Raw genomic sequence first — 17039 nt, forward strand, 5'->3', positions numbered from 1 at the left:
GTATGACTTAATGGAAGAAGCTTTCATCAGCCTTAACTCTGGTGGGCTTGAGCTGAGGGGTCGCTGGAGAAACACTCATTTTTTGTGTTTTCCCCCGCATTAAGGGTGATGAATTCCCCATGTTTCAGGCGGTAGATGGCTGCACCTGAACCCTGATGGCCAACAAGTATACCCAGAGCGACAAGGGAGGATACCGCCAGGGATACCGCCGAGAGGGGCCGGTGTAGCCGTCTGGCCAGGCCTTCAATGGTATCCCGGGTATAGGGGTTGGCCCGAAAAAAAGCCAGCAGTTCAATGCGCACCATACTTAACAGGACTGGATCAACCTGCTCGGTGGGAGGCCTTTTCAAACCCCCTCACCCCTACTCATTAGCTGGGGTTCCACCGGCAAAGTTAAGAACTCGCAACAGGGATATCCCATGGATTGACACTGAACTTCCTCACAAAAAATTTCCCTCTGGAGCAACTCAGTTAAACAGGCAGCGAAAGTGCCCCGGAGGAGATCGCAAACCACCCTGGGGGTACGATAAAGTTCCCCGTATTTGCTTATGGAGTCCACCTGGAAGGAGTCGTGGCAGCGGATAACTGCCTTGCCGGCATCCGCTTCCAGAGAAATCAGTTCCATGTGGCCCAGGCCGTGCTGTTTCAGCTCATCCAGGAGGATATTCAGACACTCCAGGGCTTCGGGATACATTTTCCTGGCCCGGCGGGCAAGTCTAAGCCCGGACCGGAACCCGGCATCATAAAGCACGTGTACCAGTACGTGGGGTGCATGTTCCCGGATGGATGCCAGGATGGAGGCGTAGGTGGCCATGGGCATGAGCATGGCCCGCTCGCCTGCGATTTTCAGCATGTGTCCTTCCCGGATGACAATTTCACTGCGGGGAAGGGGGCTGGGGAAGAGTCTGCCGCGGCAGATATTTTCTTGTTGAGCGACTTCGATGGAGTAGGTATAGTCCAGGTGCAGGAAGCTTTTTAGCACGCCCCGCAGGGCATTCATCCGGATGCAGTACATGGGAAATTCTTTATGCTGTGCATGGACGCAGAAGTCCCGATAAACACACCTGGAGAAGTTAACCTGCACGTGGATTTCTTTACCTTCCTGCTGAAGGTGATAATCTGATGCCTGCAGGAATCCTTTGTTTTCCAGCAATTTTAAGTAGCTGGTGCATATATCTACAGGTTCGTCTGAGGTGATTTCTAACTCGTTGCCGTGCTCGTTCAGGACATGCAGGGCGGTGCCCTGTACTATCTCCTCCATCCAGTAACGGCCGCTGAAAGGAAGGCGGTCCATGGTTTCCATTATACTTGAATACATATACCCAATTACTTTTATAGCAAAATTCTGGCTCATGTTCCCACCTCCATATTGGTAAATACCAGAATGCCAAAGACCGGATCTATGGTAAACGGGTACTTGTTGGCCACAAAGCGCTGGCTCTTAAGCTTACCTACCTGCAGCATCCGGCTCGGGTGGGTGGGGGACCCGCTGAAGTTCATTTTCAGGATGACATTGTACAGGTGGCTGGTGACCGTAATTAAGCGCTCCGGCAGAACCCCGCTGACGAAAATGTCCATGGTAAGAACTCCCTGTCTTCTGAGCCACTTCAGCCGGCTGCGATGAAATTCCACAATTTCGTTGCTTTCCATGTTGGTCATGAGTGTGCTCAGACTGTCCACCACCAGGCGTAACCGCTGTCCGGCAAATTGCCGGATAATTGACTTTTCCAGGACAAAATACTTATCGAGGCTGCGCTGGTCGTAAAGGCAGTAGGTTTCGGAACTTTCTTCCTCTTCGTAGGCGTCCACAAACACCAGGCGGTTCAGCTCCTCATAAACCCGGGTACCCACCTTAAAGCTTAAAAGGTGCCTGCGCATTACATGTGGCGGTTCGTCAAATGCTACGTAGATGCAGGTGTCCCCGCAGCGGAGCCCTTCTTTGATAAATTCTCCCGCCAGGACGGATTTGCCCACACCGGTATCTCCCAATACCATGATCTGGGAACCGTAGCTCAGCCCCTTTTCCAGGGTCTGGTCCAGTCCTTCCACACCAAAATAAGCCGGGTACACCTTACCAACCTCCTATGCGGGGGAAAACTCGAATGCCAGAGGCGTTGATCTCCATCAGGTGGTTGCCCATGACGTGGTTCACTCCTCGTAATTTGTAAACCTCCAGATATCTTAGGCGACGGTTGTGAGAAAGGTTAGATTTAAGTAAAATAATTCCCTGCATAATGGACTCTACTATTGAACTGATCGGACTGTCTTCCATGGCTGGAAACAGAAGGAGGCTGGTGCACCCCAGGTTATTTAATTGGCTTACGAGGTAATATATTCTCTCTCTTATAAGTACCGGGTCTTGTAGTTGGGACAATAGCCCTGCTAGAGAATCAATTACCAGCCGCTGGGTCCCCGTAGACTGCACCAGTTTTCCCAGTTCCACAATCATCTCATCAATATCCGTTCCCACCATGGATTTATAAAGCACTTGTACCTTTTTCTCCTGATGCAGGGAATACAGATCCCAGCCAAAGCTGCCAGCTGTGGCAAAAAGCTGGGCCGGGGTTTCCTCCAGGGAAAGGTATAATCCCTTTTCCCCGCAGTTCCTGGCACCTTCCACCAGGAACTGCAGTCCCAACACCGTTTTTCCTGTACCAGAACTGCCGTATACAGCCACGGAAATTGCCGGTGGAAAACCGCCGCCCGTTACTTCATCCAGGCCGGCCACACCTGTCGGGATGCGGCAGCTTTCTCCGGCACAGGGACAGGCTCGGGGCTGGTTCCTTAAGGTAAAAATCCTGATTCCGCACGAAGAAATTTTAAAGGTATGCTTGCCGGGAATATGTTCCTGGCCTCTGGATTTAACCACTTCCAGCATGCGCTGCTTGCGCCAGTTGTCCTCGGAGCGGTTGTGCAGGTGTATGACCGTATCCACCACGTATTCCTCAAAGTTATGGCTGCGACCACCTGTTTCTCTTTCCTTGATGAGAAAGGCAGTCAGGCCTAGGCGCCGCAGTCCGTTACAGAAACTATAAATTGCCTGGCGCAGGGCCAGAGGCTCACTGATCGCATTACGAAAATGGGTAATGCTGTCCACCACAATACGCCTGGCCCCTATTTCCCTGGCCACATCTTCAACCAGGCTCTCCTGCACATCCAGCAGGAGTTCCGGTGAGGTACAAACCACCCGTAGCTTGTTGCCCCTTTCCAGTGCCCGCAGATGCCAGCCAAAATTGAGGGCGTCCCGGTAGATGGATTCCGGAAACTGCTCGCAGGTGATCACCAGGCCGCTTTCGTTAAAGTGCGTGATCCCTCGGTAGATAAACTCTATCCCGAAGGTGGTTTTGCCGGCTCCCGGAGGACCATCGATAAGTATCATGTTACCCCTTAAAATGCCTCCAAAAAAAAGTTCATCCAGTCCTTCGATTCCCGTTCGGACAATTTCCAATTTTCATAACCCCCCTTTCTTTCCTTTCCTTTCCTTTCCTTCTTTTTGTAACTTTCTCCATTATTCGCTGCTTGCATCTCAGATCCTCTCGTATTAAGGGCAAATTTTATTAAAATACTGCAGATTATGATATTTTGCGAAATCATAACAGGCAGGAAAATTCTAGACCAGGAAAGAAATAACTTTGGTAGGAGATACAAGGAATGGATGAAAAAAGAGAAAGGGGAGGAAATGCTCATGAAATTTATTCCTGCTCTCTTGGGGGAACACAACCTGAAGGACTATGCTCGAGCCAGGGAAGAGTTTGATTTTCAAAACGTGGAGAAAGAGTTTAGCTGGTATGCTACTGGACGGGTAAATATCGTTTACGAAGCCGTGGACCGTCAGGTGGAAGAACGGGGGTTGGGGCAACAGGTTGCCCTTTATTTCGAATCGGGGGACAGGCAGGAAGAGTATACCTTTGGCCGCTTGCAGAGCGAGGCCGCCCGGTTTGCTGCGTTTTTGAAAAAATACGGCCTGCAAAAGGGCGACCGGCTGGGTATTTTTATGCCCCGCAGTCCGGAGCTCTATATCAGCTTTTTGGGGGCCGCCAGGCTGGGGGTGGTGGTCGTGCCCCTTTTTGAGGCCTTTATGGCCGAAGCCCTGAAGGATCGCCTGGGGGACTGCGGGGCGGTAGCCGTGGTAACCACTCCCGAACTTTATCCCCGCCTGCCCCTGGAACAATTGCCGGCTTTAAAGCACGTTTTTGTGGTGGGGGAAAACGTCCCGGCCGGTACGGTGGACTGGCACAAGGAGATGTCCCTGGTTACGGAAACGCCCCCCATGGAGTGGGTGGGCAGGGAGCATCCTTTATTTATCCTTTATGCTTCCGGAGCCGACGGCAAGGCCCGGGGACTGGTACACGTGCACAACATCATGGTCGGCCTGTTGATCACCGCCCGCTGGGTGCACGACCTGCGGCCCGGCGACGTTTACTGGTGTACCGCCGATCCGGGCTGGATCACCGGCATTGCCTACGGCTTCCTGGCTCCCTGGTTGCTGGGGATTCCGGTAGTGGTGCGGGGGGGCCGGTTTAATGCCGAAGACTGGTGCGCCACCCTGGCCAAATACCGGGTGTCGGTGTGGTACAGCGCTCCTACGGCCTTCCGCATGATCATGTCCGGGGGTGAGGAGCTGTTGTCCCGGTACGATTTAAGCCGCCTGCGCCACGTTTTGAGTGTAGGCGAACCCCTGACGGAAGAGGTAATGGAATGGAGCCTGGCCAAGCTAGGGCAGCCTATCTACGATACCTGGTGGATGAGCGAAACGGGCATGAACATGATTTGCAATTACCGCTGCATGCCCATTAAGTTTGGTTCCATTGGCCTTCCCTTTCCGGGGATCGAAGCGGCCGTAGTGGATGATGAAGGCCGGGAATTACCCCCGGGCAAGATCGGCAACCTGGCCATTCGTGCCGGATGGCCAGCCCAGTTCCGGGCGGTGTGGAATGACCCGGCGCGTTACGAGGAATATTTCCGTTACAAACCCTGGTTTATGTCCGGTGACGCCGCATACAGGGATGAGGATGGCTACTTCTATTTCCAGGGGCGCCTGGACGGTGTGATCAATACCTCCGGTGAGCGGGTAGGTCCCGCGGAGGTGGAAAGTAAACTGGAGGAGCACCCGGCAGTGGCCCGGGCCGGGGTGGCCGGAAAGCCCGACAAATTGCGGGGGGAAATCGTCAAGGCCTTTATTGTCCTCAATCCCGGTTATACCTGGTCAGACGAGCTGGCCGCGGAACTGCGTGAGTTTGTCAAGACGGGCCTGGCGGCCCACGCTGCCCCCCGGGAGTTTGAAGTCAAGGAATCCATCCCCCTGACCAGGGATGGCCGGGTGGATCGCCGGGTACTGCGGGAATGGGTGCTGGGATTGAGTGAAGATTGATGCGGCCTTCACCCTCATTATACCATGCCTTTTTCATTCCTATCCTGAAAACTTCCTTTTTCGGGCAGGATTTTTAATATAGTGATAGAAAAATAAATCTTAAGAGATTTTTTCGGGGGTGCGGTCATTGGCACAAAAAAAGATTGCCGTATACGGTGCTAGAGAAGGAAGTGGCAAAACCGTGGTGGCCCGGGAACTGGCCGGGGCTTTTCACCTGCGGGGGAAGAAAACCCTGCTGGTGGATATGGTTTTGGGGGAAGGTCAGGTAACCCGGGCTCTGGGACTGTCACCCGAGCCAAACCTGGGTCAGTGGCTCCAGGAAATTGACAGGCAAATAAAAAGCGGCCAGCCCTATTTTGAACTGCATTTTTCTCCGGAGGAGATAACTTCTTATATCCAGCGCCACTATACCGGGCTGGACGTTCTGGCCACCAGCCCCGTGGATTTTCCTGGACAGGCGGCGGGAATGGTGGAAGTAGTGGTCACCCACTTAAGAAGCCTGCCCTATGAAGTGGTTATTTTTGATACCCGTTCGGGTATCCGGGAGTACATTTTGCGTATTTTGTCCATGGTGGATGTCGTACTTCTGGTGGAAGACGGCTATCACTATCATATTCAGCATGTGGCTGAAGTTCTGGAGCGCCTGCGGGAAGCCGGCGTGAAGACAGATCATTTTCAGCTTGTGTATAACCGTATGCCTTCCGTGGTTGACGAATCCCCCGAGGAAGCGGCTGCCGATTTAGGGCTGCCACTGGCGGGCGTGCTGCCCGAACATCCGGAACTACGCCAGCAGCGTGGTGGTATTAAGATTTTATCCCACGAAGTTGTAGATCATTATACTCATGCGATGGATGACTTAATTGTGCGTCTGGAGTAGTATTTCCCGCGGTGTTTTTAGAAATCGGGTAGCAGGCTAAAAAGGGCAAGGCGGGTCGTCCGATCATCTTCCAGGAGCAGGACCGGCCGCGCCAGGGTCGTTTTGCATAAAAGGCCTTTCCGGCGCGGTTGACAAAACTTTTCCTTTTGCATACAATGAAGGGCAGAAAGTTACGGGAAATACTCCCGTCCTGGCTGTGTTTCCAGGGCATGGCCAGGTGCGGGAGTTTATTCTGTTTTTGGTTTTAAGCAAAACATAGTGTTTGGGAGGGAAAGCCATGTTGACCACCCGACCCCGGGGAACCAGCGATATACTACCCGGTCAGGTAGAGAAGTGGCAGTATCTGGAGCAGGTGATCCGCCGTCTCTGCCGGGAGTACGGGTATTCGGAGATCCGCACGCCCATTTTCGAGCATACGGAGCTTTTTGAGCGGGGTGTGGGTGAGACCACCGATATTGTTCAGAAGGAAATGTACACTTTCCGGGACCGGGGTGGGCGCAGTATCACTTTAAGGCCCGAGGGCACCGCCGCGGTTGTGCGGGCCTACCTGGAGAACAAACTTTATGCCGGCCCCCAGCCGGTGAAGCTCTACTACACCGGTCCCATGTTTCGCTATGACCGCCCCCAGGCGGGGCGTTACCGCCAGTTCCACCAGTTTGGGGTGGAAGTTCTGGGTTCCCACGACCCGGCGCTGGATGCCGAGGTGGTGGCCATGGCCATGGACCTTTATGCCCGGTTGGGTTTAAAGGACCTGGAACTGCATATCAACAGTGTGGGTTGCCCCCGCTGCCGGCCGGTGTTGCGGGAAAAACTGCAGGATTTTTTCCGTGCCCGGCCGGACAAGCTGTGTCCCAATTGCCGGGACCGGCTGGAGCGCAATCCCCTGCGCATCCTGGACTGCAAGGAGGAAAGCTGCCGTGAGGCAGGCCGGGGAGCTCCCACTTCCCTGGACCATCTCTGCCCGGGGTGCGGCGATCATTTTCAGGCAGTATTAAAGCACCTGGACAATTTGGGGATTGCCTACACGGTGGACCGCAGCCTGGTGCGTGGGCTGGACTACTATACCCATACGGCCTTTGAGATTATCGCCCGGGGCATTGGGGCCCAGAACTCCATTGGCGGCGGGGGACGCTATAACGGCCTGGTGGAAGAATGTGGCGGCCCCGACATCCCCGGGATTGGCTTTGCCCTGGGCCTGGAGCGCATCCTTCTCACCATGGAGCAGCAGGGTGTCGCCTTTCCCCGGCCCCCGAAACTCGACGTTTTCCTGGCTACGGCCGACGCGGCGGCTCAGGACCAGGCTCTGGTCCTGGTTCAGAAACTGCGGCGGGAAGGGCTGGCTGTCGACAGGGATTACCTGGGGCGGAGCTTAAAGGCCCAGATGAAATATGCCGGCAAACTGGAGGTTGGTCTGGTGGCCATCCTGGGGAGCGACGAGCTTGAGCGCGGAGTGGTCGCCCTGCGGGATATGGCCACGGGCAACCAGGAAGAGGTGCCCCTGGACCGCCTGCCGGAAGAGATCAAGCAACGTTGTTCTGAAGTCAAGTTACAGTATAGCTAAAGGGGAGTATGGTGGCATGATCGATACGATGCAAGGGCTAAAACGTACCCACCACTGTGGTCTGTTGCGTACCGAACACGTGGGCCAGACGGTGGTGTTGATGGGCTGGGTACAGCGCCGCCGGGATCACGGGGGTCTGATCTTTATTGACCTGCGGGACCGTTCCGGCCTGGTGCAGGTGGTCTTTAGCCCGGACCGGGCCGGCCGGGCTTTTTCAAAAGCCGGGGCCGTGCGCAGTGAGTACGTCCTGGCCGTGGTAGGGCAGGTGGAGGCCCGCCCTACCGGCACGGAAAACCCAAACCTTGCCACCGGTGAAATTGAGGTAGTGGCCCGGGACATGCGCATTTTAAACCCGGCCAAAACCCCGCCCTTCTACATTGAGGACGGGGTGGATGTGGATGAAAACGTACGGCTGCGCTACCGTTACCTGGATCTGAGACGGCCGGAAATGCAGCGGGCCCTCATTTTAAGGCACCGGGCGGCCAAGGTGGTGCGGGATTTTCTGGATATGCATGGTTTTCTGGAGATTGAAACTCCCATGCTTACCCGGAGCACTCCCGAGGGTGCCCGTGATTTCCTGGTACCAAGCCGTTTAAACCCGGGGCGCTTTTATGCCCTTCCCCAGTCCCCCCAGCTTTTCAAGCAGATCCTGATGGTGGCCGGCATGGAGCGGTATTTCCAGATCACCCGCTGTTTCCGGGACGAGGATTTGAGGGCCGACCGCCAGCCCGAGTTTACCCAGATCGACATTGAGATGTCCTTTGTGGATGTGGACGATGTCCTGGAACTGATGGAAGAAATGATGGCTTACCTGTTCCGGGAAACCATCGGGGTGGAGGTGCCCCGGCCATTTCCCCGGCTGTCCTATCAGGAGGCCATGGATCGATTTGGCACCGACAAGCCCGACACGCGCTTTGGGATGGAATTGAGGGACGTTACCGACATCGTGGCCGGGTGCGGCTTCAAGGTTTTTGCCTCGGCGGTAGCGGCCGGGGGCCAGGTGAAGGGAATTAACGCTAAAGGCTGCGCCCACTTCAGCCGCAAGGATATTGACGATTTAACCGCCTTTGTGGCCAATTACCGTGCCCGGGGCCTGGCTTACTTTTTCGTTACCCCCGATGGGGTTAAGTCGCCTATCGCCAAGTTTTTTACCGGTGAAGAGATTGAGGCCATTTTAAAACGTTTGGAAGCCGAACCGGGGGACCTGCTGCTTTTCGTGGCGGATCAACCGGCGGTTGTGGCCGCTTCCCTGGGGGCGCTGCGCGTGCAGCTGGCCCGGCGCCTGGACCTGATCCCCGGGGATACTTTTAACTTCCTCTGGGTGGTGGATTTTCCCCTCCTGGAATATGACGAGGAGGAAAAACGTTTCGTCGCCGTCCATCACCCCTTCACTTCCCCCAGGGAAGAGGATATTCCCCTGTTAAAGACGGAGCCGGAGCGGGTGCGTGCCCGGGCCTATGACCTGGTTCTAAATGGCATGGAAGTGGGTGGGGGCAGCATCCGTATTCATCGCCGGGACGTGCAGGAGCAGATGTTTGCCGCGATCGGGCTGGGCCCCGAAGATGCCCGGGAAAAGTTCGGTTTTATGCTGGAAGCCTTTGAATACGGTACGCCTCCCCACGGCGGCATTGCCTTTGGTTTTGACCGGCTGGTTATGCTTATGGCCGGAAAGAAAACCATCCGGGACGTGATTGCGTTCCCAAAAACTCAAAGCGCCACCGACCTGATGACTCATGCTCCCGGGGAGGTTTCCCCGGAGCAGTTGAAGGAGCTGCACATCCGGGTTCACCTGCCGCCGGAGGTAAAAGCAAAGTAACGAAAGCCACAAGGCACTTGCCAAAGGCCGCGGTTTGTGTTAACATAATAGCTGCAAAGGCAATTACCCTGCTATGTACGTGGACTCCTTGAAGTTTTGAGCCAACACCTATACAAAGGGAGCCCGGCCTCTGGCTGTGGCTTGTACGCCTCGCACAAGAGGACACAAAAAGCAGCCAGGAGGGCACCCACCTTGTGAGACCGGGTTCAAGAAACTTGAGGGTTCACGGCATTAGTGGGGTTTTTGTAACGTTACTTGCAAGAAGGTTTCCGGCCCTGATGCCGGAAACCTTTTCTCGTGTTCCGGAGGTGTGCGGTGGAAGGGCGTTTTTCACGCACGGAGCTGCTAATCGGGGAAAAAGGTCTGCAAATACTCGCCGGGAGCCGGGTGGCCGTTTTCGGCCTGGGCGGGGTGGGTTCCCACGCCGCCGAGGCCCTGGCCCGGGCCGGGGTGGGGAATCTGATGCTGGTGGATTTTGACCGGGTTAGCCCCAGCAACATAAACCGCCAGCTTCATGCCCTGACTTCTACCGTGGGAGAACCCAAGGTTCTGTTAATGGCGGAACGGGCGAAGCTCATTAACCCGGACATCCACGTCGAAGCAAGAGTGGAACGCTATTTGCCCGGACTGGCGGAGCAGTTTTTCAACCCTGCACCCGATTATGTGGTCGATGCCATTGACGATGTTCCCGCCAAGGTTGATCTCATTGCCAGCTGTGTTCACGCGAACATTCCGGTGGTTTCCAGTATGGGGACGGGCAATAAGCTTGACCCTGCTGCCTTTAAGGTGGCGGATATTTCCCAGACCGCCGTTTGTCCCCTGGCCCGGGTAGTCCGGCGCCGCTTGCGCCAGCTGGGCATTACTTCCGGGGTAACCGTGGTTTTTTCTACGGAGCCTCCCAGGCGGTGCGGGTTCGGGGGCGAAAGCCCTGCAGTGCCGGGGAGCATTTCCTTTGTGCCGCCGGTAGCCGGGTTTATCCTGGCCGGGCTGGTCGTACGCGGTCTGTTGTCCTGTAATGGGTATACTATGTAACGAATTGACAGGGACTTTTGGCGGGTATTATAATTAGAAGGTAGTCAGTTGTCCCTGTGGGAGAGTGAGGGGGATTACAGTTTATCTGGGAAAGGGGAGAAAGGTGTGGTCAGCGAGAATATTCATACCTTAACAGACGCCACTTTCAGAGAGTTTGTAGCAGCGGCCCAGGTTCCCGTACTGGTGGACTTCTGGGCTGAGTGGTGCGGCCCGTGTAAGATGATTGCCCCGGTGGTGGAGGAAATAGCTGCGGAATATGCAGGCAAGGTACAGGTAGCCAAGCTTAACGTAGATGAAAACCAGAAAACACCGGCAGACTATAAAGTTATCAGCATCCCCACTCTGATCGTCTTTAAGAATGGACAGGAAATAGAGCGTTCTATTGGTTTCAAAACTAAAAAGGAAATCAAGGCCCTGCTTGACAAGCACTTATAAATCTCATCATTCCGCGGTGGAAAGAATTAAGGCACGTTCGGCAACGAACGTGCTTTAAATTTTTTTGCGTAAACGTATTATCTCGTTAAAGAAATGACCATACTATTAGCAAGGTCGGGGATTTCAAAGGGAGGTGAAATCTGTGACGGGAATCAGTCTGGTGGAGTACTTTCAGAAAGTGAGTGAACGCCTGCCTACTGAAGCGGAAAGGGTCCTGATTGCCCTGATGGAACAGGGCAGCATGAATAAGGAGGAACTTTCCCTGACGGCAAAGGTAAAAAGGGCCGTTTTAGACCACGTGGTCATGCAGCTCTATGCCCTGGGCCTGGTTGATGTCTCCACCGAAGGCAAGAGTAAAATCTGCAGTGTGACCAAACTGGGCGGGGACTTTTTAACCCTGATCAAGAAGGCCAGCTAAACATGGCCGTTCAACTGACTGGTTGGCGCCGGCTTGGAAGCCGGCGTTTTTTTAGTATAATTTACCTGAGGTGAGTTTTCAATGGACAACCTGTTCACCCAGTCCCTGGAACGCACGCTGGAGCGGGAGGCTCCCCTGGCCGATCGGATGCGCCCCACCACCCTGGATGAATTTGAAGAGCAGGCTGCCGTTGTGGGCAAGGGCACGCCCTTGCGCCGGGCCATCGAAGCCGACCAGCTGCGTTCCATCATTCTGTGGGGCCCGCCGGGGACGGGGAAAACCACCCTGGCCCGTATCATCGCCCGCATGACCCGGGCGCATTTTACCAGTCTCAACGCGGTCATGGCCGGGGTAAACGATATCCGCCGGGTGGTCCAGGAGGCAAGGGACCGGCGGGCCTATTACGGTCAAAAAACAATCCTCTTCATAGATGAAATTCACCGCTTCAACAAGGCCCAGCAGGACGCCCTCCTCCCCTCGGTGGAAAACGGCTTGATAACCCTCATTGGTTCCACCACGGAAAACCCCATGTTTACCGTCAACCGTCCCCTTTTAAGCCGTTCACAACTCTACCGCCTGGAACCTCTATCCGGTGAAGCCATTTACCGTATCCTGCAGCGGGCGCTTGCCGATAAAGAACGGGGCCTCGGGAAGTACCGGGTTGAAATCGAGCCGGAAGCATTGCGGCATTTCGTCCGGACGGCCAACGGTGATGCCCGGGCAGCCCTGAACTTTTTGGAAATGGCGGTGCTGACTACTCCCCCCGGCGAGGAAGGGGTACGGCGCGTTGATCTGGCGGTGGCCGAACAGGCCTCGGGGCGCCTGGTACTCAAATACGACCGGGAAGATGAGCATTACGATGTGGTCTCCGCCTTCATCAAGAGCATGCGGGGTTCCGATCCCCAGGCCACCGTTTACTGGCTGGCCCGCCTTATTTATGCCGGGGAAGATCCCGCCTTTATCTGCCGGCGGATGATGATCCATGCCGCCGAGGATGTGGGCCTGGCCGATCCCCGGGCCCTCCTGGTGGCCACCGCCGCGGCCCAGGCCGTGGAGCGGGTGGGACTGCCGGAGGCCCGCATTATTATGGCCGAGGCCGCCCTGTATATCGCCAGGGCGCCCAAGAGCAATTCGGTGATCCGGGCCATTGACCGGGCCATGGCCGTGGTGGAAAAGGAGAGATCTCACCCGGTGCCCGTTCACCTGCGGGATGCCAGCTATCCCGGCGCTGCCGCCCTCGGCCACGGGAAGGGCTACAAGTACCCCCACGACTACCCGGGCCACCATGTGCCCCAGCAGTACCTTCCCCCGGAATTAACGGGTAAGGTGTTTTACGAGCCTTCCGGGCAGGGAGAAGAGAAGGAATAAATCTTAGTGTTTTACTCGGTTTTCATTGACACCCCTGATGGGATATGTTACAATCATCCCAAGAAATCCGAGTAATTTAGTATGATTTGAACATGGATTCATAACCCGGGGGAGGTGACGGTTTGCGCCTGTCCACCAGGGGACACTACGGTCTTAAGGCCATGTTCGATCTGGCTCTACATTACGGGACGGAACCCATTCCCTTGAAGAGTGTGGCCGAAAGACAAAACCTTTCCGAGCACTATCTGGAACAGCTGATTGCCAGGTTACGCAAGGCCGGTTTGGTCAAAAGTGTCAGGGGAGCCCAGGGGGGGTATATCCTGGCCCGGGAGCCGGGGAAGATTACGGTGGGTGAGATAATCCGGGCCCTGGAGGGACCCATTGCGCCGGTGGAATGCGTCAAGGAAGTGGATCCAAAAGAATGCGACCAGGCTGACTACTGCATTAGCCGTATTGTCTGGGCCCGGGTACGGGACAGTATCGCCGAGGTACTGGATTCCATCAGCCTGGCCGATATGTGCCGCGATGCCGCAAAGATCCATCAAACCAGGGAGCTTTGACCAAAAAAGAGGAGGCTAGACGCTGTATGACCCGTCGAGTTTATTTCGACCACAGTGCCACTACTCCCGTACACCCGGAAGTGGTGGAGGAAATGTGCCGCTTTTTAAAAGATAATTTCGGTAATCCCACCAGCCTGCATTACTTTGGCCAGAAGGCCCGGAAGGCGGTGGAAGAAGCCAGGGAAAAGGTGGCCGCGGCTATTGGTGCCAATCCCGCCGAAATTGTTTTCACCAGCGGCGGTACGGAAGCCGATAACATGGCCATTCACGGAGTGGCCTATACCAACCGCAACCGGGGCAACCACATTATTACTTCTGCCGTAGAACATCATGCCGTCCTCAATACCGTAAAAGCCCTTGGCAAGCAGGGATTTACCGTTACCATTTTGCCGGTAGACCAGTACGGCATGGTCAGCGTGGAAGACGTAGCAGCCGCCATTACCGATAAGACCATTTTAATTACCATTATGCATGCCAACAACGAAGTGGGTACCATCATGCCCATTGCCGAAATCGGGCGCCTGGCCAGGGAAAGGGGCATTTTATTCCATACCGATGCGGTGCAGAGTTTTGGTAAAATTCCCGTCAATGTCGATGAATTAAACGTAGACCTGTTGACCATCTCCGGGCATAAGATCTATGGCCCCAAAGGCATTGGCGCCCTTTATATCCGTAAAGGTACCCGCTGGAGACAGACCCTCTTCCATGGCGGCGCCCAGGAACGGCTGCGCCGGGCGGGGACGGAGAACACTCCCGGAATTATTGGCCTGGGCAAGGCAGCGGAGCTGGCCATGGCCAATATGGAGCAGGAGGCGGCTTACCTCACCAGGTTGCGGGACAGGCTCATTCGTGAGGTGACGGAAAAAATAAGTCACGTGCGTCTCACGGGCCATCCCACCAAACGTCTGCCCAACCATGCCAGTTTCTGTTTTGAGTTTATTGAAGGCGAGTCCATGCTTTTAAGCCTGGACCTGCAGGGTATTGCCGCTTCCAGCGGCTCGGCCTGCACTTCCGGTTCCCTGGAGCCATCCCACGTTTTGCTGGCCATGGGCATCCCCCACGAAGTGGCCCACGGTTCCATCCGTATAACTCTGGGCAGGGATAATACGGAAGAAGATATCGATTACTTCCTGGAGGTCATGCCACCGATTGTGGAAAGGCTACGGGCCATGTCTCCCCTGGATCAGGAGACGGAATTTGCCCTTTCCGACCGGTGTAACGGTTGCCGGGTCAGTCATACCTGTCGTGTTTAAGGGGGTTCGCCAAAGCGATGTATTCAGAAAAAGTAATGGACCATTTTACCAATCCCCGCAATGTGGGAGAAATTCCCGATGCCGATGGCGTGGGCCAGGTGGGCAACCCGGTATGCGGGGATATCATGAAAATCTATATTAAAGTAAAAGATAATATTATCGAGGACATTAAGTTTAAAACCTTTGGTTGCGGGGCGGCCATTGCCACCAGCAGCATGGTAACCGAACTGGTTAAAGGGAAGACCCTGGAAGAGGCCATGCAGGTGAGCAACAAGCAGGTGGCCGAGGCTCTGGGCGGGCTGCCTCCCCAGAAAATGCACTGTTCCAACCTGGCCGCTGATGCCCTGCATGCGGCCATCCAGGATTACCTCAGCAAAAAGAACGGGTGAAATTATGAAACCAAGGGTTGTCGTGGCCATGAGCGGCGGCGTGGACAGTTCGGTCACTGCCGCCCTTTTGGTTGAAAGGGGCTATGAAGTAATCGGGGTGACCATGCAAATCTGGGATCCCAGCGTCACCGAGGTGGCCGGGGAACACGTGGGCTGTTGTTCCCTGGCCGCCGTTGAAGACGCCCGCCGGGTGGCCCACCGGCTGGGTATTCCCTATTACGTGCTTAATTTCCGCGAAATTTTTGAGGATAAGGTGGTAAACTATTTTTGTGCGGAATATCTCCGGGGGCGGACACCCAACCCCTGCATTGCCTGCAACCGCTATATCAAGTTTGAAAGCCTGCTGCAAAAGGCCCGCTCCCTGGGAGCCAGTTATGTGGCCACAGGCCATTATGCCCGGATAACTTACGATGAGGACCGGAGGCGTTACGTTTTGCGCCGGGCGGCCGACACCCACAAAGATCAAACTTATGTGTTATACAACATGACCCAGGAGCAACTGGCGCACACGTTGATGCCTTTAGGGGATTATACCAAGGAACAGGTGCGCCGCATGGCGGCGGAAAGGGACCTGCCGGTGGCGGAAAAGCCTGAAAGCCAGGAAATCTGCTTTATCCCCGATAACGATTACCACCACTTCTTAAGAGAGCGGGCGGGGGCTGAAATTAAGCCGGGGCCTTTCCTCGATCTCCAGGGTAACGTTATTGGCCAGCACCGGGGTATACCCTTTTATACTATCGGCCAGCGCCGGGGATTGGGCATCGCCGCGGGGCAAAGGCTCTATGTGGTGGACATTGACCCCGAGCGCAATGCTGTTGTGCTGGGGCCGGAGGATGCCGTCCTGGGGGATGAGCTGGTGGCGGAGGACAATAATTTTATTTTAATTGAAAAGCTGACCGCACCAATGGAAGTATCCGCCCAGATCCGCTACAATTCCCGCCCGGCACCGGCGGTCATCAGCCCTCTGGATGATGACCGGTTACTGGTTCGTTTTGCCAAACCCCAGCGGGCCATCACCCCCGGCCAGTCGGTGGTCTACTACCAGGGGGACTACGTGGTTGGTGGAGGCATTATTGCCCAGAGGCGCTCTGGCCCACATAACGGCTAAGATGTTTCCAGTATTTAGGGCTTGTTGCGACAAATGGCGAGACGTGACGGCGTATTTTTTTTGTTCCGGCCGGGCATAATGCAGGTGTAAAGGATGAAACAGGAGGCGAAGCTATTTGAATTGCCCGGTTTGTGGTGGTAAAGCTACCGGGAAAGTGGGCCAGGACCAGTATTACTGCTGGGATTGTTGCGTAGAATACCGCATCAATAAAGAAGGTGTGCAGATTTACGAACTGGCTGAAGATGGCAGTCTGGTAGCCTTTGATCCGCATAACGAATTCCTGCTTTAATTTTTCGCCAGGGGGGTGAAGGTGGTGCGTATGGGCTTCTGGCGCGGTGTCATTGCCGGCAGTGTACTGGGAGCAGTGATCGGTATTCTCATGGCCCCCCCACAAAGAAAACCGGAGCAGAGGAGTATTTTTCGCATTGTGCGGAGCAGCCGTCCCGGGTCCAGGACACAAAGGATACTCCGGGGAGTGACCAGCAGAGTCAGCGATATTATCCGCTAAAGTGAGGAAATTCCTCACTTTTTCTTTTTATGCTAAGGTTATCCCCACTTTTAACCTAGCCATTAACAGCGCATAAAATGCCGCTGTTTTGCACGAAGCGAGCGACCTTGAGCCAAGCAGGTGCCAAACTTAGCAAGACCGAGGGCGGAGGCGGGGCCGAGGGCATGGATGCCCGAGGCCGGCCCCTGAGGTATGGATGCCGAATGGGCCGGGAACCCCGCCGGAGCCCGAGGTCGAGCGCTAGTTTGGCCTGCGAGGCGAACGGAGCGAGCGCGTGCAAAACAGCAGGCGAGTACAGAGTTACCTGCTGAATCTTAATACAAACGTTCAAAGCCTCTCCCTT

The 17039-nt window shown here is 55.3% G+C and carries 18 protein-coding genes and 1 other RNA gene; 15 read left to right on the forward strand and 4 right to left on the reverse strand.

Going from position 1 to position 17039, the window contains the following annotated elements; translation table 11 throughout:
• Window positions 1-32 precede the first annotated feature (32 nt).
• Genes D7024_RS06785 through D7024_RS06800 form a run of 4 tightly spaced genes read right to left on the reverse strand, consistent with a single transcriptional unit; the run spans window position 33 to window position 3448 of the window.
• The gene (locus D7024_RS06785) at window positions 33-350 is read right to left on the reverse strand and encodes a hypothetical protein (RefSeq protein ID WP_121451106.1); all 318 of its coding nucleotides are present in this window, start codon (window positions 348-350) and stop codon (window positions 33-35) included.
• Window positions 347-1354, reverse strand: coding sequence for a V4R domain-containing protein (locus D7024_RS06790; protein ID WP_121451107.1), 1008 nt, complete (start codon window positions 1352-1354; stop codon window positions 347-349). Before D7024_RS06790 ends, D7024_RS06785 begins: the two co-directional genes overlap by 4 nt.
• Window positions 1351-2070: an RAD55 family ATPase gene (locus tag D7024_RS06795; RefSeq protein ID WP_121451108.1), complete on the reverse strand. Its 720-nt coding sequence runs from the start codon at window positions 2068-2070 to the stop codon at window positions 1351-1353. Before D7024_RS06795 ends, D7024_RS06790 begins: the two co-directional genes overlap by 4 nt.
• Before the next feature lies 1 nt (window position 2071).
• The gene (locus D7024_RS06800) at window positions 2072-3448 is read right to left on the reverse strand and encodes an ATPase domain-containing protein (protein WP_121451109.1); all 1377 of its coding nucleotides are present in this window, start codon (window positions 3446-3448) and stop codon (window positions 2072-2074) included.
• A gap of 207 nt (window positions 3449-3655) precedes the next feature.
• On the opposite strand from D7024_RS06800, the gene acsA reads away from it, so the two are divergent.
• The 15 genes from acsA to D7024_RS06870 all read left to right on the forward strand — a co-directional run bounded on the left by acsA (window position 3656) and on the right by D7024_RS06870 (window position 16696).
• Window positions 3656-5371 (forward strand): acetate--CoA ligase, encoded by a 1716-nt coding sequence (gene acsA / locus D7024_RS06805; RefSeq protein WP_243113720.1) that lies wholly within the window; start codon window positions 3656-3658, stop codon window positions 5369-5371.
• Between the two features lie 127 nt (window positions 5372-5498).
• Window positions 5499-6248, forward strand: coding sequence for a CpaE/TadZ family protein (locus D7024_RS06810; protein ID WP_165859301.1), 750 nt, complete (start codon window positions 5499-5501; stop codon window positions 6246-6248).
• Window positions 6249-6525: 277 nt separating this feature from the next.
• A complete protein-coding gene (hisS, locus tag D7024_RS06815) occupies window positions 6526-7809 on the forward strand; it encodes a histidine--tRNA ligase (RefSeq protein WP_121451111.1) in 1284 nt (427 codons plus the stop codon).
• A 16-nt stretch (window positions 7810-7825) separates the two neighbouring features.
• Window positions 7826-9625, forward strand: coding sequence for an aspartate--tRNA ligase (gene aspS, locus D7024_RS06820; RefSeq protein WP_121451112.1), 1800 nt, complete (start codon window positions 7826-7828; stop codon window positions 9623-9625).
• 62 nt (window positions 9626-9687) lie between these two features.
• A non-coding RNA gene (gene ssrS, locus D7024_RS06825) (6S RNA) lies at window positions 9688-9870 on the forward strand.
• 70 nt (window positions 9871-9940) lie between these two features.
• Complete coding sequence (locus D7024_RS06830) at window positions 9941-10657, forward strand: tRNA threonylcarbamoyladenosine dehydratase (protein WP_121451113.1); 717 nt, start codon at window positions 9941-9943, stop codon at window positions 10655-10657.
• 105 nt (window positions 10658-10762) lie between these two features.
• Window positions 10763-11092 carry a thioredoxin gene (gene trxA / locus D7024_RS06835; protein WP_165859403.1) on the forward strand — a complete coding sequence of 110 codons (330 nt, stop codon included), beginning with the start codon at window positions 10763-10765 and terminating at the stop codon, window positions 11090-11092.
• Between the two features lie 142 nt (window positions 11093-11234).
• Window positions 11235-11510, forward strand: a complete 276-nt coding sequence (locus D7024_RS06840; protein ID WP_013823117.1) for a transcriptional regulator — start codon at window positions 11235-11237, stop codon at window positions 11508-11510.
• Between the two features lie 81 nt (window positions 11511-11591).
• On the forward strand, window positions 11592-12878 hold the full coding sequence (locus tag D7024_RS06845) for a replication-associated recombination protein A (RefSeq protein ID WP_121451115.1): 1287 nt from the start codon (window positions 11592-11594) through the stop codon (window positions 12876-12878).
• Between the two features lie 122 nt (window positions 12879-13000).
• Window positions 13001-13438, forward strand: coding sequence for an RrF2 family transcriptional regulator (locus D7024_RS06850; RefSeq protein ID WP_121451116.1), 438 nt, complete (start codon window positions 13001-13003; stop codon window positions 13436-13438).
• Between the two features lie 26 nt (window positions 13439-13464).
• Window positions 13465-14691 (forward strand): cysteine desulfurase NifS, encoded by a 1227-nt coding sequence (gene nifS / locus D7024_RS06855; RefSeq protein ID WP_121451117.1) that lies wholly within the window; start codon window positions 13465-13467, stop codon window positions 14689-14691.
• A gap of 17 nt (window positions 14692-14708) precedes the next feature.
• Window positions 14709-15080 carry a Fe-S cluster assembly scaffold protein NifU gene (gene nifU, locus D7024_RS06860; protein WP_121451118.1) on the forward strand — a complete coding sequence of 124 codons (372 nt, stop codon included), beginning with the start codon at window positions 14709-14711 and terminating at the stop codon, window positions 15078-15080.
• A 4-nt stretch (window positions 15081-15084) separates the two neighbouring features.
• Complete coding sequence (gene mnmA, locus D7024_RS06865) at window positions 15085-16188, forward strand: tRNA 2-thiouridine(34) synthase MnmA (RefSeq protein WP_121451119.1); 1104 nt, start codon at window positions 15085-15087, stop codon at window positions 16186-16188.
• Window positions 16189-16303: 115 nt separating this feature from the next.
• Window positions 16304-16477 (forward strand): YrzR-like zinc ribbon domain, encoded by a 174-nt coding sequence (locus tag D7024_RS14780; protein WP_013823098.1) that lies wholly within the window; start codon window positions 16304-16306, stop codon window positions 16475-16477.
• 15 nt (window positions 16478-16492) lie between these two features.
• Entirely contained in the window at window positions 16493-16696 is a 204-nt protein-coding gene (locus tag D7024_RS06870) for a YtxH domain-containing protein (protein WP_243113721.1), read from the forward strand.
• Window positions 16697-17039 lie beyond the last annotated feature (343 nt).

The sequence above is a fragment of the Desulfofundulus salinus genome, from assembly GCF_003627965.1.
Classification (GTDB): Bacteria; Bacillota; Desulfotomaculia; order Desulfotomaculales; family Desulfovirgulaceae; genus Desulfofundulus; species Desulfofundulus salinus.